General features: G+C 61.9%; 20 protein-coding genes. 9 read left to right on the forward strand and 11 right to left on the reverse strand.

The features are described from left to right. Nucleotides 1-54: 54 nt before the first annotated feature. Both RSB01_RS02095 and RSB01_RS02100 read left to right on the forward strand, forming a co-directional pair. Nucleotides 55-1242: an MFS transporter gene (locus RSB01_RS02095; RefSeq protein ID WP_332590784.1), complete on the forward strand. Its 1188-nt coding sequence runs from the start codon at nucleotides 55-57 to the stop codon at nucleotides 1240-1242. 7 nt (nucleotides 1243-1249) lie between these two features. Continuing rightward, entirely contained in the window at nucleotides 1250-1843 is a 594-nt protein-coding gene (locus RSB01_RS02100) for a hypothetical protein (RefSeq protein ID WP_332590783.1), read from the forward strand. Here RSB01_RS02100 and RSB01_RS02105 read toward each other — a convergent pair. Continuing rightward, nucleotides 1830-2981 carry a trifunctional transcriptional activator/DNA repair protein Ada/methylated-DNA--[protein]-cysteine S-methyltransferase gene (locus RSB01_RS02105; RefSeq protein ID WP_332590782.1) on the reverse strand — a complete coding sequence of 384 codons (1152 nt, stop codon included), beginning with the start codon at nucleotides 2979-2981 and terminating at the stop codon, nucleotides 1830-1832. The two genes, RSB01_RS02100 and RSB01_RS02105, sit on opposite strands and share 14 nt — an antisense overlap. A 36-nt stretch (nucleotides 2982-3017) precedes the next feature. Continuing rightward, nucleotides 3018-4649, reverse strand: coding sequence for a peptide chain release factor 3 (locus RSB01_RS02110; protein ID WP_332590781.1), 1632 nt, complete (start codon nucleotides 4647-4649; stop codon nucleotides 3018-3020). 158 nt (nucleotides 4650-4807) lie between these two features. On the opposite strand from RSB01_RS02110, the gene RSB01_RS02115 reads away from it, so the two are divergent. Continuing rightward, nucleotides 4808-4966 carry a hypothetical protein gene (locus RSB01_RS02115; RefSeq protein WP_332619715.1) on the forward strand — a complete coding sequence of 53 codons (159 nt, stop codon included), beginning with the start codon at nucleotides 4808-4810 and terminating at the stop codon, nucleotides 4964-4966. A 90-nt stretch (nucleotides 4967-5056) separates the two neighbouring features. Here RSB01_RS02115 and RSB01_RS02120 read toward each other — a convergent pair whose 3' ends face one another. After that, complete coding sequence (locus RSB01_RS02120; RefSeq protein ID WP_332625020.1) at nucleotides 5057-6706, reverse strand: MFS transporter; 1650 nt, start codon at nucleotides 6704-6706, stop codon at nucleotides 5057-5059. Nucleotides 6707-6860: 154 nt separating this feature from the next. On the opposite strand from RSB01_RS02120, the gene RSB01_RS02125 reads away from it, so the two are divergent. Both RSB01_RS02125 and RSB01_RS02130 read left to right on the forward strand, forming a co-directional pair. Then, the gene (locus RSB01_RS02125; protein ID WP_332591152.1) at nucleotides 6861-7901 is read left to right on the forward strand and encodes a rhodanese-related sulfurtransferase; all 1041 of its coding nucleotides are present in this window, start codon (nucleotides 6861-6863) and stop codon (nucleotides 7899-7901) included. Beyond that, entirely contained in the window at nucleotides 7898-8647 is a 750-nt protein-coding gene (locus RSB01_RS02130; protein ID WP_332591151.1) for an SDR family NAD(P)-dependent oxidoreductase, read from the forward strand. The genes RSB01_RS02125 and RSB01_RS02130 overlap by 4 nt, the downstream gene beginning before the upstream one ends. Nucleotides 8648-8665: 18 nt before the next feature. Here the strand turns inward: RSB01_RS02130 and RSB01_RS02135 are convergent, their stop codons facing one another. Next, nucleotides 8666-10321 (reverse strand): HAMP domain-containing sensor histidine kinase, encoded by a 1656-nt coding sequence (locus tag RSB01_RS02135; RefSeq protein ID WP_332591150.1) that lies wholly within the window; start codon nucleotides 10319-10321, stop codon nucleotides 8666-8668. Between the two features lie 174 nt (nucleotides 10322-10495). Between RSB01_RS02135 and RSB01_RS02140 the strand changes: the two genes are divergently transcribed. Continuing rightward, a complete protein-coding gene (locus tag RSB01_RS02140) occupies nucleotides 10496-10930 on the forward strand; it encodes a SufE family protein (protein WP_332591149.1) in 435 nt (144 codons plus the stop codon). Here the strand turns inward: RSB01_RS02140 and RSB01_RS02145 are convergent. The 4 genes from RSB01_RS02145 to RSB01_RS02160 all read right to left on the reverse strand — a co-directional run bounded on the left by RSB01_RS02145 (nucleotide 10927) and on the right by RSB01_RS02160 (nucleotide 14578). Then, the gene (locus tag RSB01_RS02145; RefSeq protein WP_332591148.1) at nucleotides 10927-11862 is read right to left on the reverse strand and encodes a bifunctional riboflavin kinase/FAD synthetase; all 936 of its coding nucleotides are present in this window, start codon (nucleotides 11860-11862) and stop codon (nucleotides 10927-10929) included. The genes RSB01_RS02140 and RSB01_RS02145 overlap by 4 nt on opposite strands. 12 nt (nucleotides 11863-11874) lie before the next feature. Next, nucleotides 11875-12336 (reverse strand): MaoC family dehydratase, encoded by a 462-nt coding sequence (locus RSB01_RS02150; protein ID WP_332591147.1) that lies wholly within the window; start codon nucleotides 12334-12336, stop codon nucleotides 11875-11877. A gap of 49 nt (nucleotides 12337-12385) precedes the next feature. Further along, nucleotides 12386-13255 (reverse strand): TIGR01459 family HAD-type hydrolase, encoded by an 870-nt coding sequence (locus tag RSB01_RS02155; RefSeq protein ID WP_332591146.1) that lies wholly within the window; start codon nucleotides 13253-13255, stop codon nucleotides 12386-12388. Nucleotides 13256-13321: 66 nt separating this feature from the next. Further along, nucleotides 13322-14578, reverse strand: coding sequence for an EAL domain-containing protein (locus tag RSB01_RS02160; protein WP_332591154.1), 1257 nt, complete (start codon nucleotides 14576-14578; stop codon nucleotides 13322-13324). Between the two features lie 117 nt (nucleotides 14579-14695). On the opposite strand from RSB01_RS02160, the gene RSB01_RS02165 reads away from it, so the two are divergent. Continuing rightward, nucleotides 14696-15466, forward strand: coding sequence for an SDR family oxidoreductase (locus tag RSB01_RS02165; RefSeq protein ID WP_332620005.1), 771 nt, complete (start codon nucleotides 14696-14698; stop codon nucleotides 15464-15466). Further along, nucleotides 15456-16391 (forward strand): lipid A biosynthesis acyltransferase, encoded by a 936-nt coding sequence (locus RSB01_RS02170; RefSeq protein WP_332590593.1) that lies wholly within the window; start codon nucleotides 15456-15458, stop codon nucleotides 16389-16391. The genes RSB01_RS02165 and RSB01_RS02170 overlap by 11 nt, the downstream gene beginning before the upstream one ends. Here RSB01_RS02170 and RSB01_RS02175 read toward each other — a convergent pair. Together RSB01_RS02175 and RSB01_RS02180 are read right to left on the reverse strand one after the other, a co-directional pair. Then, on the reverse strand, nucleotides 16358-16876 hold the full coding sequence (locus RSB01_RS02175) for a response regulator (RefSeq protein ID WP_332590592.1): 519 nt from the start codon (nucleotides 16874-16876) through the stop codon (nucleotides 16358-16360). The two genes, RSB01_RS02170 and RSB01_RS02175, sit on opposite strands and share 34 nt — an antisense overlap. Further along, complete coding sequence (locus tag RSB01_RS02180; protein ID WP_332590591.1) at nucleotides 16876-17076, reverse strand: DUF2093 domain-containing protein; 201 nt, start codon at nucleotides 17074-17076, stop codon at nucleotides 16876-16878. Before RSB01_RS02180 ends, RSB01_RS02175 begins: the two co-directional genes overlap by 1 nt. Nucleotides 17077-17174: 98 nt before the next feature. Between RSB01_RS02180 and RSB01_RS02185 the strand changes: the two genes are divergently transcribed. Then, the gene (locus tag RSB01_RS02185; RefSeq protein ID WP_332590590.1) at nucleotides 17175-18344 is read left to right on the forward strand and encodes a P1 family peptidase; all 1170 of its coding nucleotides are present in this window, start codon (nucleotides 17175-17177) and stop codon (nucleotides 18342-18344) included. Here the strand turns inward: RSB01_RS02185 and RSB01_RS02190 are convergent. Continuing rightward, nucleotides 18341-18991: exodeoxyribonuclease VII large subunit (locus RSB01_RS02190; RefSeq protein WP_332625022.1), on the reverse strand; the 651-nt coding region annotated here is incomplete at its 5' end. The two genes, RSB01_RS02185 and RSB01_RS02190, sit on opposite strands and share 4 nt — an antisense overlap.

Below are 18991 nucleotides of genomic sequence, written 5' to 3' on the forward strand. Positions count from 1 at the left end.
TAGTGACCGATAGATCGCTAACGCAGGTGACGCAATCGCGGGCATGGCCCACCCATGACTAAATCCGCACACTCGCTTTCACTGATCCTGCCGCTGGGAACGGGCATGATCGTATCGTTCGCCTCCAGCTATTATCTGCTGGGTGTGATGGCCGAACCCGTGGCCGCCGCCACAGGGGCCACCACCCACCAGTTGTTTGCGGCCCTTTCGGGGGCTTTTTTTATAGCCGCCTGTTCCAGCATGGTGTCGGGCAAATGGATTGACCGACGCGGAGGCCGCGAGGTTCTGGTGGCCGCGGCGCTTATGCTGGCCGCCGCCCTGGCCATACTGGCCTTTGCGCAGACAGCCATAATGGCCTTTGTCGGGGTACTGGCTCTGGGCTTTGGCATGGGGGTCGGGTTTTACGCGCCTGCCAATGCCCTGCTGGTCAGTGTTTGCGGCATGGAGGCCAAAAAGCCGATCACGGCTGTTTCGCTGATGGGGGCTTGCGGCGGTGCCATCGGCTGGCCGCTGACCCTTGGCTTGATCGAATGGCTGGGCTGGCGCGGGGCGTGCGGGGTGTGGGCGCTGGCGCATTTGCTGGTGTGCATCCCGTTGTATCATTTCTGTCTGCCCAAGGGGGCGGTGGGGGTCACAATTGACCAAGCCGCTGCTGCCCCTGTGCGCTGGGACCGGCGCATGGTGCAGATGGCGCTCTTGTTTGCGGGGGCATGGTGGGTGGCCACGGCCTGCGCCGCACAATTGCCGCGCCTGATGCAGGCTCTGGGTCTTTCACCGGCGGGGGCGGCGATGGCGGCCAGTGCCATGGCCCTGTCAGCCATAGCTATGCGGGTGCTGGCTCTGTTGGCCCCGCCCAAGGCATCACCTTTGCATACGGTGCGCTTGGCAACCCTGCTTCATCCGGCGGGCGTGGTGATCGCCATGGTTGGCGGCAAGGCGGCTTCGGTGGCTGTGGCGCTAGGGCAGGGGGCGGGCAACGGTCTGTTATCGGTGGCGTCGGGGGTCTTGCCGCTGCATGTTTTTGGCAAGGAAAACTATGGCCAGAGACAGGTAGCGATCCTGCTGCTCGCCCGTTTCGTTCAGGCCATTGCGCCGCTCAGCTTTGGTCTGGCTCTGGACCGTTCGGCGGGCTTTGCCCTGGGTCTGACCTCGGCTGTGTGTCTGGCCATGTTTGCCCTGACGCTGGGGCTGGAGCGCAAAGGAGCGATTGCATCTCGTATCGTTGCGCGGGATCGGGCATGACAGAGGTATGTGGGGATTAAGATTTATCCAGCTGCTGGCTGGACTGTGTGTGTTCGGCTTGGGCGCGGCGCTGATGGTGCGGGCCAATCTGGGACTGGATCCGTGGAATGTGTTCCATCAGGGCCTGTCGGGTCTGACGGGGCTTAGCCTTGGTGTGCTCAGCATCCTGTCCGGTGTGGTGGTGATGCTGTTGTGGATACCGCTGCGCCAGAAGCCGGGCATCGGCACGATTGCCAACATCCTGATGATCGGCTTGTCGCTGGACTTCTTTATGTGGGTTTTGCCCGAGTTTCAGGGCTGGCCTTTGCGTATCGGGGCGCTGACCTGCGGGGTCGTGCTGACGGGGCTTGGCTCGGCGGCCTATATAGGAGCTGGTATGGGCACAGGGCCGCGCGATGGATTGATGGTCGGGCTAAACCGCAGGCTGGGCTGGTCCATCCGTGTTTCGCGGATGCTGGTGGAGGTTGTGGTTCTGGCGGTGGGCTGGATGCTGGGCGGCGTGGCGGGCGTGGGAACCGTGGCCTTTGCCCTGTGTATCGGGCCGCTGGTGCAGTTCTTCCTGCCGTGGTTCCAGAACCGTTTTCAGCCTAGGCCGGAATAGAGCGGCGCTCTGCGGGCGCGGCGGCTTTCAGATCGCGCTCGATCTCGATCAGCCTTTGTTTGCGCCACAGGCCACCCGCATAGCCAGTCAGTGAGCCATCGGTCCCGATCACACGATGGCAGGGAATCATCAGGGCAATCTGGTTTGAACCATTGGCGCGGGCCACGGCGCGCACAGCGGTCGGCTGTCCGATCTGGCGGGCGATGTCGCCATAGGAGCGGGTTTCACCGGCGGGAATGGTTTGCAGAGCCTGCCAGACCCGCTTGTAAAAATCGGTGCCATGCATGGCCAGCGGCGTTTCAAAACGGCCCGAGCGGGCGGCGAAATAGTCGTCCAGTTCGCTGGCGGCTTGTTCGGCGGGGGCGAACCGTCCGATCCCCAGACCGCCCGGCGTATTGGTCTGCATCTTCTTCAGTTCGGCAGGCAGGCCCTTGCGATCGACGAACTCCAGCAGATGAAGGTGGCTGGCGCTGCTGATGGCAATCATGTCGCCAAGGGCTGTGGGGATCCATGTGGCGCGCATGGCCCCATCAGTCTTGAGGTCTGACGGGGCGCAGCCGAGCAGCTTGGCAAAGGCCGTTCTAAAGGCACTGGGGGATTCAAAGCTGGCATCCAGTTGGGCGGTCATAACCGATCCTCCGAGCGCGAGGGTTTCAAAGCCTTCGCGCAGTCGGCGCTGGCGCGCCATTTCCAGAAACGTCATGCCGTAATGGCGTTTGAACAGGCGCCGCACCGTGGACAGGTCATAGCCCAGCCTGGCGATGTCAGGCTCTGACCAGCGGTAGTCGGGCCGGTCATCCAACCGCGCCAGCAGGTCGGTGATGACCGGATCGTTCTGGGCCGCAGCCTGCACCGGATGACAGCGTTTGCAGGCCCGAAAACCTGCCTCGATACATTCGCCAACAGTGGCTCTGAACGTACAGTTCTCGCGCAGTGGCTTTCGGGCCGGACAGGTCAGCCGACAGAAAATGCCGGTCGAATGCACACAGACAAACGCCTGCCCGTCATAGCGGTCATCACGCGCGACGAGGGCGTCATACAGAATATCGGGTGCGGGCAGGTCAAACAGCATGGTTCGATAATAGCCCATCGCGAACCACCATGCCGCCGGTTTTCGGGCGTCTATTGTTTCGGCCACGAAAAAGGGGAGGCCGGAGCCTCCCCTTTTGAAATCTTAACCGCGTTCCAGTGTCTTGGAGAACGTCACCTTGGGGAAGCGCTCGCTGACATAGCCGGTTTCCCACGACGACTTGGCGAGGAAAACGGGGTTCTGGTCGATGTCGAAGGCCATCTGCGGGCGGTATTTCCCGGCAAAGTCCTCGAGGTCCGCACTGGCACCACCGACCCAGCGGGCCTCGGCATAGGGGGAAGGCTCGAAGATAACGTCCAGATTGTATTCCGCGCCCAGACGGTCGGCCATAACCTCGAACTGAAGCTGACCAACGGCACCGACGATGAAGTCGGCACCGATTTCGGGGCGGAACAACTGGGTCACGCCTTCTTCGGCCAGACCTTCCAGCGCCTTTTTCAGGTGCTTGGCTTTCAGCGGGTCCTTGACGCGTACACGTTGCAGGATTTCCGGCGCAAAGTTCGGCAGGCCCGCAAAGCGGACAAGGCCGCTTTCGGACAGGCTGTCACCCACGCGCAGCACGCCGTGGTTGGGAATGCCGATGACGTCGCCTGCATAGGCTTCCTCGGCCAGTTCGCGGTCCGAGGCAAAGAACATGATGGGCGCGTTGACCGACAACTGCTTGCCGGTGTTCTGCACCTTCAGCTTCATGCCGCGCTTGAACGAGCCGGACGCCATGCGGAACATGGCGATACGGTCGCGGTGGTTCGGGTCCATGTTGGCCTGAACCTTGAAGACGAAGCCGGTGACTTCGTTTTGGCCCGGTTCGACCTCGATCGCTTCGGGAGCAGGGGCGTTGCGGGTTTCCGGCGGCGCTTCCTTGCGGGCGGCCATGACCTTGGGTGCAGGGGCCCATTCGCCAATCGCGCGTAGCAGATATTCGATGCCGAAATGGCGCAGAGCCGAGCCCCACAGGATCGGCGTCATATGACCTTCGAGGAAGGACTGGCGGTCAAAGGTCGGATAACCGGCTTCGACCAGTTCCAAGGCTTCGGCCGTTTCTTCATACTCGCCCTGTTCGAAATACTGGGCGGCGTCGGTCAGAGGCAGGGCGTCCGGATGCTCGGCGTCTTCTTTGGAGCCGGCGATCTTCTTGGCATAGGGCTGGAAGCGGCCGGTGCCGACCTCGACCAGACCGCGCAGGCGGTTGCCGCTACCGGCAGGCCACCAGATCGGGGCAGGATCCAGTTGCAGACGGCTGGCGACTTCATCCAGCAGAGCCATCGGGTCCTGCGCTTCGCGGTCCAGCTTGTTGATGAAGGTGATGATCGGGATGTTGCGCAGACGGCAAACCTCGAACAGCTTCAGCGTCTGCGGCTCGATACCCTTGGCGGCGTCCAGCACCATGATGGCGCAGTCGGCAGCGGTCAGGGTGCGATAGGTGTCTTCAGAGAAGTCTTCGTGCCCGGGGGTGTCGAGCAGATTGAACATCTTGCCGTCATGCTCGAACGTCATCACCGAGGCGGTGACAGAGATGCCGCGTTCTTTTTCGATCTTCATCCAGTCGGAACGGGCGCGGCGGTTATCACCACGCGCCTTCACGGCACCTGCGGCTCGCACAGCACCACCGGCCAGCAGAATATGCTCGGTCAGCGTGGTTTTACCGGCATCGGGGTGCGCGATGATGGCGAAGGTCCGGCGACGTGCGGCCTCGTCTGCAATGGTCAGTTTCGACATAAAAAATCCTCTGACCGCGGGGGTTAGAGCAATCGGCCCCAAAAGTCACCGTTCACGATGCTGTGAATGCCCCTATGCAATGAAAGGTCTTTGAGAGACGGTTTCGTAACGAGACGGTGCCCCACGATGGTCACTGCCGTAAAAGGGAAGGAAACGTCATGGCTCTGGTACACCCGGGTAGGTCGCGCGAAGTATCTTTTTCGCGCAATGAAACTGTCCGCAAAGAAATGCATCCGGCCGTCGGGCTGTTCTGCGGATTTGCACTTTTGCTCGGCGTTGCGCTGACCGTGCACGTGATTTTCCACTTCGTTGTCTAAGACGACACAGCCGTAAGGCCCAAGGTTCGGAAAGTATTTGGCGCGAAAGGCATAAAGCCGTTCGCGCCTAAACCTTGTGCAGAAATGAAATCAGGAAGCGCGGGTCGGGTCCGTCATCGGCTCGCCATAGTTGCGCTCGGTATGCAGATGCGGTGACACGCTGCCGGTAATGCGCAGGATCATGCGGTTGACCACGGGCCGCTCCTCGCCACGGTGAAGTTCACGGATGGCGCTGGTGATGCGGGCGTCGTCATGGGTCATGCGCTGGTTGTGGCGTATATAGTCCAGCCAGGTCGCGGTCTGGTATTTCTCCACCCAGATATTCGGATTGCCCAGATCGCGCATCATGCGCCACTGGTGCGCACCGTCTCGGCGGCGGATACGGCGGCGTTCTTCCATCAGTTTCAGGAATTCGGGCACATCGTCATCGTCGATCGTATAGGCGATGGAGACGATGATCGGGCCACTGCGCGGTTCGATATGCAGTTCGGTGTCCGGTTCTCTCCAGCGGTCCAGCGGCGCAAGGTTCAGGGCCTCGCTATTGGCCAGCGGCATTTTGAAGCCCAGCACCAGACAGACAGCCAGCACGGCGGCGGAAATCTCCAAAGCCAGTGACGTGCTGTAATCCTGTGCCAGCGAGCCCCACAGCCATGCCCCTGCGGCCATGCCGCCAAAGGCGCACATTTGGTAAAGCGCCAGCGCGCGGGCCACGACCCAGCGCGGGGCCGACATCTGTACGGTGACATTGAATGTGGACAGCACGATCACCCATGACGCCCCGCCCAGCAGCAGCGACAGAATGGTCAGCGGCAGCACGGGGCTGAGCGCTACGCCCAAGGCTGCGAGCGCAAACGCGCCGATCCAGAACCGCACCAGGGTTTCGGATTTGAAACGGACACGCAGCGGCGTCACGCACAATGCACCGCCAACTGCCCCGACGCCAAAGGCCCCCAGCAGCACGCCATAAATCAGCGGGCCGCCGCCAACCTCGTGACGGGCAATGATGGGCATCAGCGCTTGCAGGCCGCTGGCCCCGATGCCGAACAACAGGGCACGCAGCAGCACAGCCACAATACGCGGCGACAGCATGGCATAGCGCACGCCGCCCTCCATCGCCGCCAGCAGACCTTCGCGCGGCAGGGTGGCTTGCGGCACCTGCGGCTTCCAGCGGAACAGCACCACCAGAATACCGACATAGGAAACAGCGTTGATCAGGAAGGCCGCAGCAGCACCGGCAAAGGCAACGATGGCACCCCCGATGGCGGGGCCGACACTGCGGGCCAGATTAAAGCCCATCGAGTTGAGGGTAATGGCCGAGGGCAGATCCTCGCGCGGCACCATATCGCCGACACTGGCCTGCCAGGCGGGACCGTTAAAGGCGACCCCGCAACCGATCAGGAAGGTAAAGGACAACAGAACCCACGGCGTTAGCCAGTTCTGATAGGTCATAAAGGCCAGTCCCACCGAGACCAGCAGCATGAACGACTGGGCCGCCAGCATGATCTTGCGCCGGTCCATGGTATCGGCCAGCGCGCCTGCGGTCAGCGACAGCAACATGATCGGCAGGGTAATCGAGGCCTGAACCAGAGCCGTCGTCTGGGTGGTGCCAATCGAGGTCATGATCCACGAGGCACCGACCGACTGGATCAGCCCCCCGAAATTGGTCATCAGGCTAGTGATCCAGATGGCCCGGAACAGCGGATGGCGCAGTGGCGCAAGGGGCGAGTTCGAAGAAGCCATCAGCATTGCCAAACGGAAAAAACTTCGGGACGGACTTCGGGATGGACACGGGCCAACAGCATCATACCCCTACTGCACACTGCACCAACGTCTAAGGCAAGCTTTGGTGTTGTTCCGGATGGGTTTTCTGGCACAAAAGCCTTATAGAGGCCGCGTGACTGACACGACCTTCTCCGAATATCCCGTTCTGGTTGCTGCCCTGTACCGCTTTGCGCCGGTGGCAGACACGTCGGCGCTGCGCGAGCGCCTGATTGCCCTGTGCGGCGAAGAGGTGCGCGGCACCCTTCTGGTCGCCCATGAAGGCATCAACGGCACGATTGCCGGACCGCATGATGCGATCCGTCGCGTGGTGGACGGTATCTATGCCGAGCCGGGTTTCGAGCGTCTGGAACTGAAATATTCCGGTGCGAACGCAATGCCTTTCTACCGCATGAAGGTGCGGATCAAGAAAGAGATCGTGACCATGGGCCTGCCCAATCTCGATCCGGTCAATGGCGTAGGCACCTATGTAAAGCCACAGGACTGGAACGCGCTGATTGCCGATCCCGATACGGTGATTATCGACACCCGTAACGATTACGAGTTCGAGATCGGCACCTTCAAAAACGCCATCCAGCCCAATACCAAGACCTTCCGCGAGTTCGCCGAATGGTTCGAGAAGGAAGGCCGTGCGCTGGTTACCCGCGATACGCCGACCAAGGTAGCCATGTTCTGCACCGGTGGTATCCGCTGCGAAAAATCGACCGCCTATCTGAAGTCCGAAGGTATTTCCGAGGTGCATCACCTCGAGGGCGGTATCCTCAAATATCTCGAGGAAATCCCCGAGCCTGCCAGCCTGTGGGACGGCGAGTGTTTTGTGTTCGACGAGAGGGTTTCGGTGGGCCATGGCCTGAAGCTTGGTGAACACAGCCTGTGCCGCGCCTGCCGGATGCCGGTCAGCGCGCAGGGCATGACGTCGCCGAAATTCGTAGAAGGCGTGTCGTGTGACCGCTGTTGGGACGAACGGGGCGAAGAGCGCCGCGCCGCCTATGCCGAGCGCCAGCGCCAGATCGAACTGGCCAAGGAACGCGGCATGGCTCACATCGGCACAGACGCCAAGATCGCGGCCGAGCAGACCCGTATCCGTGCCGCCGAGGACCGCGAAAAGGCCAGAGAGGCCGCCGCTAAAGCCGCCAGACAAGAGAAAACCCGATGAGCAAGACTGTTCTGATTACCGGAGCCACCGCAGGCTTCGGTCTGGCCGCTGCCCGCCGTTTTGCCGCCGAGGGCTGGAAGGTGATCGCCACGGGGCGTCGCGCCGGGCGTCTCGAGGCGCTGGTGACGGAACTGGGGGCGGATGTGGTGCATCCGCTGGTGTTCGATATTCGCGATGCGGCGGCGATTGATGCGGCGCTGAACGGATTGCCCGATGCGTTCGCCAAGATTGATCTGCTGATCAACAATGCCGGTCTGGCGCTGGGCACCGGTCCGGCACAGGAAGCCGACCTTGGTCAGTGGCAGCAGATGGTGGACACCAACATCACCGGCCTGATGACCATCACGCACCGCATGTTGCCGCGCCTGATCGAACGGGCGGGTGCGATCATCAATATCTCTTCGGTGGCGGCGAACTATCCGTATCGTGGTGGCAATGCCTATGGCGGCACGAAGGCCTTTGTGCGCCAGTTCAGCCTTGGCCTGCGTTCGGACCTGCATGGCACAGGCGTGCGCGTGACCTCGATCGAGCCGGGCATGGCTGAGACCGAGTTTACTCTGGTACGCACGGGCGGTGATCAGGGCGCTTCGGACACGCTGTATCAGGGGGCCAACCCGATGTCGGCCGGCGACATTGCCGAGACGCTGTACTGGGTGGCCAGCCTGCCGGCGCATCTGAATATCAATACGCTGGAACTGATGCCGGTCAGCCAGTCCTTTGCCGGTTTTCAGGTCGCCAGAGACTAGGCCAGAGACTAAGAGCGCTTAAAGCGCGGGCAGGCGAAGGGTCGCGGTCGTGCCTTCGCCAATCTGGCTTTCCAGCGTCAGGGTGCCGCCGTGTAGCTCGGCTAGTGAACGCGCCAGAGACAGGCCAAGGCCTGTGCCTTGAGCCTTCTGGCGGGCATCGCCTGCCTGTTCGAACGGACGGCCCAGACGGGCAAGGTCTTGCGGGGCGATGCCAACGCCGTTGTCGCTGATCTTCATGACCAGAGTATCTGCATCCCGGGCGGCGGACAGGGTGACCTTGCCATTGGCAGGCGTGAATTTCACCGCATTGCCCAGCAGGTTGACCAGAATCTGCTTCACCGCGCGGCGGTCCACATTCACATCCAGCGCATGGTCGGGCAGCTCTGCCGACAGGTCGATGGACTTTTCCTCGGCCTGAACCCGAACCAGCGCCAGTGCCGCATCGGCCAGATCGCGGGCATCGGTATCCTCGCAATCCAGTTCGTAACGGTCGGCATCGATGCGCGACACATCCAGAACATTGCCGATGACATCAAGAAGATGGCTGCCCGCCGTATGGATCGACGCGGCATAGCCGAGATAGCGGTCTGACAAAGGCCCGAACAACTGGTGCTTCATCATGTCCGAGAAACCCAGCACAGCATTCAGCGGCGTGCGCAGTTCGTGGCTGAGATGGGCGATGAAACGGGCGCGGGCCTGTGCCTGTGCCTCGGCCTCGCTGCGGGCGGCATCCAGTTCGCTTTCGCGGGCGTGCTGCAAGGTGGCGTCCAGCATCAGGGCGGCGATGCGGCGGCTGTCGCCCTGCATACGGCGCACGACCAGCAGCACGCGGCGATCCAGTGCGGCGCGCGGGGTAAAGCGCACCTGAACCGGTTGTCCGGCTTGCGCGCGGGACAGGGCGGCGCGGACGGTCGGGCGATCCGGCGGGTGGACGGCTTCGATCAGGCCGCCTTCGCTGTCGGTTTCACTAAACAGGCCATCCACATCAATGGCGGGCGGGGCGGCACCATAGGCGGCCAGTGCCTTGCCATTGGGTGACAGGACCAGTGTCAGGCCCGGCTGGTCGCTGAGGGCCGATTCCATGCGCGCCATGGCCAAAGGCACGACGGGACCGGTGCTGCGTGTATTGAGCGCCGCCACCACGGCAAAGACCAGAACCAGTATGCCCAGAAGATTGCTCAGGAACGGCGAGGTCGAGGCTTGCGGCAAAAGAGGATGGGCCAAGGCACCAATGAACAGGCCGAGCAGGGCCGCACCCAGACCATAGACCAGCGACCGCTCGCTGCCTGCGGTTCTGAGGGCCAGTCCACCGGCGACCGGTGCAAAGGCCAGAGCGGCCAGCGGCCCGTTAAGCCCGCCTGTCAGTCCCAGCGCGATGACAGGGCATAAGCCCCACAAGATCACTGTCCACAACGGAGCGGGCGGGACCGGTTGCGGCCATGGCGTGCGTGGCGGAGCCAGTGTGGGCAGGCCAAATACCGCCAAAGCTGGAAGGGCGGCGACAAACAGGCCGATCAGGCTGAACAGGCTGGCTCGCGTAAACAGGGCCGTCGCGCACAGGGCCAAAAGGGCAAAGCCCCACAGAAGATGCCACAAGGCGCGCCGATGGGTCTGTGCCGGATCGGTCCGGTTCAGGGGCTGGGCGTTGACTGGTGGTTTAAGCGAGGCGTTCAAAAGAGGCTACTGGTCCGGTGGCGCACAGAAGAGCTGTGTCGTCCAAAGCAAGAATCAAGCCGACAGGATACGCCTGAGTTGAGCCGACCCCAACCATACTCTTGTCGGTGGTGAGGGCATCTTGGGCAAGGAAAGCGTTGTGAAGCTGTCGGCGGTAAGGGTATGGAACCTGCCATGACCGATACAGCTTCTGCGCCCATCCAATCCGTCCTTGATGAACTGATCGAGGAGTTCGACCTGCTGGGCGATTGGGAAGGCCGGATCGAATATGTGATCGATCTGGGCAAGGATTTGAAACCCCTGCCGGAAGAGGCGCGTATCGAGGCCAACAAGGTGCCGGGCTGTGCCGCGCAGGTGTGGCTGAACAGCCGCCGCGAGGGCGATGTCCTGTTCTTTGATGCGGATTCCGACAGCGCCCTGTCCAAGGGCAATATCGCCCTGTTGCTGCGTCTCTATTCGGGACGCAACGCGGACGAGATTTTGGGCTTTGATGCCAAGGCGGCACTGGAGCGTCTGGGCCTGCCTTCGGCGCTGACGCGCCAGCGGGCCAATGGTTTGAATTCGATGGTAGGCCGTATCCGCGAGGCGGCGCTACTGGCGAAAGCTTAAGCGGCCAAGACCTCTTTGGCCCTGCGGGTGTCTTCCTCGATCTGGACCTTCAGCGCGTCCAGACCGTCGAACTTCATCTCTGGGCGCAGGAAGGCGACCAGTTCGGTTTCCACCGTCAGGTCGTAGAGGCTCTCGTTGAAGTCGAACAGCCAGACCTCGAGCAGCGGATCTTCGATCACATACATCGGGCGGATGCCCAGATTGGCGACGCCGCCAAACACGCGCCCGTCCGGCAGGCGCGTACGGGTGGCATAGACGCCATAGGCCGGACGCATATAGTCGGGCATGGCGATATTGGCGGTCGGGATGCCGATGGTGCGGCCGCGCTTGTCCCCGTGGATCACCTTGCCTTCGATGGCAAAGGGGCGACCCAGAATGGCCGTGGCGCGGTCCATGTCTCCGGCTTTAAGGGCTTCGCGGACAGCCGAGGACGACAGTTTCAGGCCGTCGGCATCATCCTTGCGCGGGGTCAGCGAGACACTGAAGCCCAGTTTTTCACCATACTGGGTCAGAAGGTCGGGTGAACCCGAGCGGCCCTTGCCGAAGGTAAAGTCGAAACCGACCGCCGCATGCACAATGCCGAGCCCTTCATGCAGGACTTCGCGGGCAAAGGCTTCGTCGGTCAGACTGGCCATCTCGCGCTCGAACGGCAGCAGATAAAGGCGCTCTACACCGAGGTCTTCCAATGCGCGGGCCATCTGGTCCGGCGTCATCAGGGCGAAGGGGGCGGCGTCGGGCTGGAACAGGCGGCGCGGGTGCGGATAGAAGCTGACCACGCCCAGCGGGACGCCCAGACGTTCTGCGGCCTCGCGGGCCGAGGCGATCACGGCCTGATGGCCGCGATGCACACCGTCAAAGGCACCTACGGCCACAGCAGCCCCCTTTTGGGAGGCTGACAGGCCGCGCCAGTCGCGGATGACTTCGATCGCCACGCCCGTCTTTCCTTAGCGGGCGGAAGGTTTGCGGCGACGCGGGACGCGCACGGTGGCGATGCCGTCCATGATCAGTTTGTCACCGACAAAGCCTTCGCAGTTCAGTTCGGCGCGGGCGGATTCTGCATCCAGCGAAAGGACCGTGATCTGGATACGCACGGTGTCACCGATGCGGACCGGATAGTGGAAGGCCAGCGATTGCGAGATGTAGATCGAGCCTGCACCCGGCAGGACCGTGCCTACCACAGCCGAACCGAACGAGGCGCTCAGCAGGCCATGGGCGATACGGCCGCGATAGGCGGTCTTGGAGGCAAAGGCCTCGTCCAGATGGACCGGATTATAGTCGTCGGAAGCATCGGCAAACAGCTGGATGCGTTCTTCGGTGACCAGAATCATCTTCTCGGCGGCCATGCCGACGTAAAGTTCTTCGAGGATATAGCCACCCGACGGGTGGCCTTGGACGAGATTGCTCATAGGGCTGCTTTACGTCAGGTGAACTTGTTTGGCGATAGGGGGCGCGGCCTTACCACGTAAGGGCAAGGGCGGCATAGCGCGAGGTGGTGTTTTCGTCGTCCAGCAGCTTGGCTGCACGGACAGGATCAAGCGTGCCGTCATCATTCTTTGCGGCATCCCCGTGGATACCCTGTGCAATGAACAGGCAGTCCAGTTGCTGGTTCTGTGCGCCCAGAACATCGGTGATGGTGCCATCGCCGATGCACAGGACGCGCTTGCGGTCGACAGCGTCGCCCAGCAGTTTTTCAGCCTCGGCCAGAGCCAGATCATAGATGGGGGCAAATGGCTTGCCCGCCATGATGACCTTGCCACCCATCTCTTCGTAAAGGTCGGCAATGGCACCGGCGCAATAGATGATCTGGTCGCCCTTCTGGACGATGCGGTCGGGGTTGGCGCAGATCAGGTCCAGATCGCGCTCGGCGGCAGGCATCAGGCGCTCGCGATAATCTTCGGGTGTTTCGGTGGCATCATCGATCAGACCGGTCACCGAGACGAAGGCGGCATCGGCGGCGTTGTCCACCATGGTCAGGCCGGTACCTTCATAGGTGGTGGCATCGCGTGCAGGGCCAATGGCCAGAGCCGGACCGGGGGCGCGCTTGGCCAGTTCGGCGCGGGTGGCATCGCCGGATGTCACAAAGGCTTTCCAGCTGGAGCGCGGGACGTTCAGGGCGTCCAGTTGGGCGATCACATCGCTGGCCGGACGCGGAGAGTTGGAAATCAGCACCACATGACCGCCCCGTTCATTGAAGCGGGTCAGGGCGTCGCATGCCTCGGGCCAGCTTTCGCGGCCGTTATGGATGACGCCCCACACATCGCAGAGCAGAACATCGTAATCATCAGCAACAGCCGACAGTTGGGGCAGGGCGACAGGGAGAGACATGCGGGGCCATGTAGCAATCCTTGCACCGGATGGCGAGAGGTCATCGCCTGATGACCTTGGTGCAAATCAGTGACGGACGCGCCGCTCTACCGATTGCAGGGTCGAGCGAACAAACTCCGAGGGCGGATCGGTTTCGGCCAGAACCGCTTCTTTGATGGCGCGCGGCTCGCCAAACAGGTGGCCCTGGCCCATCGGCACATCCAGATCGAGAATATCGACGACTTGTTTCTCGTTTTCGACCTTTTCAGCAATCAGCTCAAGGCCGTAGCGGCGCACCAGAGGGGCGAAATCGGCCGCCTGAATGTCCGGCTGCGAGGCTAGAGGCACTGTGCCGTCCATATCCAGAAGTTGCTCGATCATCAGATCGGCGGCGATCTTGATGAAGCGTACATCCGAGCGTTGCAGGTCGGCAAAATCCAGATCCAGCGTCTGCACCTTGTCGATGGAGAAACGAAAGCCCAGATCGGCCAGCTTGGCCATGTTGCGCGCCTCGGTGGCACCGCGTGCCTCGAAGACAGCCTGACCCAGTTCGAATATCAGGGATTCTTTCAGGTCACGGTTCTGGCTCAGGAAGTCGAGAAACTGCGGGAAGAAGGTTTCATCCCCCAGCGACGACAGCGAGATATTGCAGAACACGCCGACCTTGCGGTCCTGACGGGCCAGACGGCGCACGATTTGGGCACAGCGGAACAGCAGAAGGTTGTCGATGGCCGGAACCAGACCCTCGCTCTCGGCCATGGACAGATATTCGCTGGGCAGCATCAGGCGGCCGGACGCATCGCGCAGGCGCGTAAAGCTTTCATAATAGACGGTGCGGCGCTGGGGCAGGGTGACGACGGGTTGCAGATAAAGGTCCACCCGACCCTCGGCCAGAGCATCATGGACGGTGCGCAGCAGGCCGTTACCATTGACGTGCTGACGCGTATCGACGACGGGCGGCTGGGCGAGACGTTCCTCGATCGAGGCGCTCATCTGCTGGAGCATGTCTTCCAGAACGCGCACCTCGCCGGTCAGCGCGTCGGTGCGCGATACGGGGCCGTTCTCGATGGCATAGGCCAGTTGCGTCATCGCGCCCTGGGTTGATTCCATGGCATCGGCCAAAAGCCTGTGCGCTTCCTTCAGCTTGGTCAGGTCACGTTGCAGGGCGCGGCGTTCATTGCTGACTGCCGCCAGTGCGCAGGCCGATCCCAGCAAGCCCAGCGACCCGATCGCGCCGGCTACGCCTGCCCCGACGCCCCATCCGGCACGCCAAAGGGTGGCCCCGACGGCGAGGGACAGAAAGAGGCAGCCGAAAAAAAGCAATCCGCCGGTGATTTTCTGCATGAAGGGTGCGGTCACTTTCCTAGTGGATTTGGCACTCTAACAAGGTAACCAAGAACTGGGCTTAACATTTACCATCATAGTGAACAATTAAGCCAAGCCTTAGGGGAGAGGGATCAAATGGAATTGTTCGATTTAAGTGGCAAGGTCGCGATCGTTACAGGTTCGTCCAAGGGGATAGGCAAGGCGATTGCGGAACGTCTGGCCGAACACGGGGCCAAGGTGGTGATATCGTCGCGCAAGATCGAGCCGTGCGAGGCGGTTGCGCAGGCGATCAACGAAAAACACGGTGAGGGCCGTGCCATTGCCATTGCCGCCAATATTGCCTCGAAAGACGACTTGCAGCGACTGGTGGACGATACCCGCGCGGTTTTCGGTAAGATCGATATTCTGGTCTGTAATGCGGCCACCAATCCCTATGCCGGACCGATGGCGGGGATTACGGACGACCAGTTTGGCAAAATCCTTCAGAACAATGTCGTGTCCAACCACTGGCTGATCCAGATGGTTGCGCCTGAAATGCTGGAGCGCAATGACGGCTCGATCCTGATTATTTCCTCGATTGGCGGACTGCGCGGCAATGCTCTGATCGGGGCCTACAACATCTCCAAGGCCGCAGACATGCAGCTGGCGCGCAATCTGGCGGTCGAGTACGGACCGCAAAATGTGCGTGTGAACTGTATCGCACCGGGGCTGATCAAGACCGACTTTGCCCGCTATCTGTGGGAAGATCCGCAGACGCTGAAATCGGTCACCGAACCGGCGCCGTTAAAAAGGATCGGATTGCCGGATGAAATTGCCGGCACAGCAGTCTATTTGTGCAGTCCTGCGTCGGCCTATGTAACGGGCCAGACGCTCGTTGTGGATGGCGGATTGACGATTGCCTGGTGAGAATAAGCATAAGGTATCCTTCGGGCAGGACCTGACGTGGCGGCTGCAATCCGTTGCGTTTTCGGGCCTTTTCGGGGCTCTGCGCCTGATTGGTGTAGATGCGGCGTCAAGTTTCGGGGGCGGGCTGTTGCGCGCCCTCGGGCCTTTGACGGGCACGCACAAGACGGTGCTGCGTAATCTGCAGATTGCCTTCCCCGACAAGCCTGAAAGCTGGCGACAGCAACTGGCCGTCGACCAGTGGGAAATGACGGGCCGCACCTTTGCCGAACTGGCGGTGATGGATCGTCTGACGCCCGAAAGCGGCCGGATCGAGATTGTCGGTCTGGAGCGGCTGCATGCCGTGCGCGACAGCGGCAAGCCGGTGGTGCTGATTTCCGGCCACATCGCCAATTTCGAGGTGATGGCTGCGGTCATCATGCATGCGGGTGTGCCGTGTCAGGTCACCTATCGTGCGGCGAATAATCCCTATGTGGACAAGCAAATCCGCGAGGCCCGCGCTCGCTATGGTATCCGTCTGTTTGCACCCAAAGGTGATGGAACGCGCGAACTGGTGGCCGGTCTGAAGCGCGGCGATTCCATCGCCCTGCTGGTGGACCAAAAGTATAACGAGGGGCCCGAGGTCCAGTTCTTTGGCCAGCCGGTCAATGCCTCTCCCGGCGCAGCGCGTCTGGCCAAGAAATTCGATACGGTGATGCTGCCCTTGTCGGTGGTGCGCCTGAAGGGCGCGCGGTTCCGCGTGACCGCCCACGAGCCGATTGCCATTCCCGATACCGGTGACAAGGCCGCCGATGTGCTGGCCGGTATTCAGGCCGCCAACAGCTTTGTCGAGGATCGGGTGCGCGAAAATCCGGTGGACTGGTTCTGGGTCCACAAGCGTTGGCCGCAAAAAGTCTATGACAGGTTGAAGGTCGCCAACGAAGGCTGAAGGTCGCTTTCGCGACGGAACGGGCCTTCATAGTCCAGCATGATTGTGCGTCTGCGGTCCGGCCCGAAAAAGGTTTCGGTTCGCACAAAGGCGCGCGGTCGCAAAATCACGGCCTCTATCTTTTTCATCAGATCACTGATGACGACGGGCTTGGTGACAAACTCGGTCACACCGGCATCTCTGGCTTCGGTGACGCGCGAACGCTCTGAATGGCCGGTCATCATGATGATGGGCAGATAGGGATGGGGGCTGATCGTCTCGTCGCGAAGCAGGCGGGTCAGGGCGACGCCGTCCACCGGCTCCATCCGGAAATCCACGATGGCAATGTCGATGGCATGGCTGTGGGCTAGCTCGAACGCCTGATTGCGGTTTTCGGCTTCGCTGATACGACCGACGCCGACCGATTTGAGCATGGCAGCCATGATGGAGCGCATATTAGCGTTGTCATCGACCAGCAGGATATGCAGCGTACCCAGACCGGTCATCAGGTTTCACACGCCTGTATATATTCCAGAGGACCTGCATAGGCTTCTTGCCGCTCGACAGACCAGTAACGCAGGGCGGGCAGGGCAATGAGCTGGCTGGTTACCGCGCAACGCACGTGGCTGCCGCTTTTGAGAACGGCAAACTCGCCATCACCATAGTGCAGGGTGGCAATCGCGGGGGATGAAGCCGTTTGGGTCATGGAGGTGGGGACGTAACCATTCTGGCAGTCGCACGAATCAGTCGCACATTGCTCTCACTGTGTCGTGTGAATCGGGGGCTGTGAAGGTGGCGCGAATAGTGTCAATTGTTTTGGCAAGTTTGCTGGTCGTGTATGGCGGCAGTGTCGCTGCGCATGACAGCCATGGCCCTGATCTTCATACCAGTCTTCGCGCCAAGGGACGTGCGCCGGGCGTGCTGTCCACCGGCCCCCTGAATGCCATTACCGATGTAGCCGGTGTGCGGGTCGGACAGGTGACGCTGAACCACGGTGACAGTGTGCGCACGGGGGTGACGGCCATCATGCCGCATGGTGGCGATCTGTTCCGGGACAAGGTTCCGGCGGGTCTCAAGGTCGCCAATGGCTATGGCAAGCTGGCGGGTGCGACGCAGATTGTCGAACTGGGCGAGATCGAAAGTCCCATTGTGCTGACCAATACCCTGTCGGTCGGGGCGGCGATGGAAGGGGTGGTGCGCTGGACGCTGGCACAACCGGACCACGAGGATATCCGCTCGGTCAATGCGGTGGTCGGGGAGACCAATGACGGAGGCCTGAATGACATTCGTGGCCTGCATGTGCGGCCCGAACATGTGATCGCGGCGATTGAGGGCGCAACATCGGGGCCAGTGGCCGAGGGATCTGTGGGCGCAGGGACCGGCACCATCGCCTTTGGCTTCAAGGGCGGGATCGGGACTTCGTCACGGCAACTGCCCCAGAGCCTTGGCGGCTTTACGGTCGGGGTGCTGGTGCAGTCCAACTATGGCGGGTTGTTGACTATTGACGGTGTGCCGGTGGGGAGCGAGCTGGGGCGCTATTATCTGAAAAATGCCGTTGAGGCCGAAAAGCCGGACGGCTCGATCATGATTGTGGTGGCGACCGATGCGCCGCTGTCGGACCGTAATCTGGAACGGTTGGCTGAGCGGGCTTTTGCCGGTCTAGCCCGCACAGGTGCGGCCTATTCCAACGGTTCGGGCGACTATGCCATTGCGTTTTCGACCCATGAGGGTGTGCGCCGTACGACGCTACGTCGCGAAGCGCAGGCCGTGATCGAGGAATGGCCCAACGATCGCATGTCGCCGCTGTTTGTCGCGGTGGCCGAGGCGACCGAAGAGGCCATCATCAACTCGATGTTCAAGGCCACGACGACGCGCTCCATCGTCAATGGCCGCGAGGTGGTAATCGAGGCACTGGATGTGGAACAGGTCGGGGCCATTCTGGACCGCGCCCACCCTTTGGGGACCCGTCCTTAAAACAGGCTGCCCTGATCGGTGGCCGCAGACTTGGGTTTGGGGGCCGTTTTGGGTGTGGCCACAGGCGGAACTGGCGGCGGGGTGGTGGTGCCGCCTTCGCCGATAACCGCAGGGCGCTGACCGTCGCCAAACACCAGCGAAACCTGCTGGCCCTCATGCAGTTTATGGGCCGAGGTGATCCACTGGCCGTCTGTATCCTCGACGCGGGCAAAGCCGGGCTTGGGCCGCGACGGGTCAAGCGAGGCAAGGGCGCGTGACAGAGCGGCCAGACGGTCGCTATCGCGGGTCAGGCGGCGATCGACGGCGGGCTTGAAGCGGGCTTCCAGCGCCGAAAGGCGGTCCGAGCGACGCTCGATCGGGCGGTTCAGCAGGGTCGGGTTCAGGCGCGCTGAAATGCGGGTCAAGCGTTGCTCGTGCACGCTGGCATTGCGGTGCAGGGCTGCGCCAAGGCGGCTCGAGGCCAGATCAAGCCGTTGTTGTGGCAAGGCCAGCAGGTCGTCGGGGCGCGAGGGCAGGCCACGCGCCACAGCCATCAGGCGGGTACGGCGATCTTCCAGCAGACGCGCGCCCGAACGGCGCAGGCGCGTTTCAAGGTCTGACAGACCCCATTGAAGTTCGGCCAGAACCGGCGTGGCCATTTCGGCAGC

It is taken from the genome of Brevundimonas sp. (assembly GCF_036659295.1).
Classification (GTDB): Bacteria; Pseudomonadota; Alphaproteobacteria; order Caulobacterales; family Caulobacteraceae; genus Brevundimonas.

Coding starts and splice junctions, on each gene's coding strand:
- RSB01_RS02095 (WP_332590784.1), top strand. CDS start 55: ATGACTAAATCCGCACACTCGCTTTCACTGATCCTGCCGCTGGGAACG.
- RSB01_RS02100 (WP_332590783.1), top strand. CDS start 1,250: ATGTGGGGATTAAGATTTATCCAGCTGCTGGCTGGACTGTGTGTGTTC.
- RSB01_RS02110 (WP_332590781.1), bottom strand. CDS start 4,649: ATGTCGAAACTGACCATTGCAGACGAGGCCGCACGTCGCCGGACCTTC.
- RSB01_RS02115 (WP_332619715.1), top strand. CDS start 4,808: ATGGCTCTGGTACACCCGGGTAGGTCGCGCGAAGTATCTTTTTCGCGC.
- RSB01_RS02120 (WP_332625020.1), bottom strand. CDS start 6,706: ATGGCTTCTTCGAACTCGCCCCTTGCGCCACTGCGCCATCCGCTGTTC.
- RSB01_RS02130 (WP_332591151.1), top strand. CDS start 7,898: ATGAGCAAGACTGTTCTGATTACCGGAGCCACCGCAGGCTTCGGTCTG.
- RSB01_RS02140 (WP_332591149.1), top strand. CDS start 10,496: ATGACCGATACAGCTTCTGCGCCCATCCAATCCGTCCTTGATGAACTG.
- RSB01_RS02150 (WP_332591147.1), bottom strand. CDS start 12,336: ATGAGCAATCTCGTCCAAGGCCACCCGTCGGGTGGCTATATCCTCGAA.
- RSB01_RS02155 (WP_332591146.1), bottom strand. CDS start 13,255: ATGTCTCTCCCTGTCGCCCTGCCCCAACTGTCGGCTGTTGCTGATGAT.
- RSB01_RS02160 (WP_332591154.1), bottom strand. CDS start 14,578: ATGCAGAAAATCACCGGCGGATTGCTTTTTTTCGGCTGCCTCTTTCTG.
- RSB01_RS02165 (WP_332620005.1), top strand. CDS start 14,696: ATGGAATTGTTCGATTTAAGTGGCAAGGTCGCGATCGTTACAGGTTCG.
- RSB01_RS02175 (WP_332590592.1), bottom strand. CDS start 16,876: ATGACCGGTCTGGGTACGCTGCATATCCTGCTGGTCGATGACAACGCT.
- RSB01_RS02180 (WP_332590591.1), bottom strand. CDS start 17,076: ATGACCCAAACGGCTTCATCCCCCGCGATTGCCACCCTGCACTATGGT.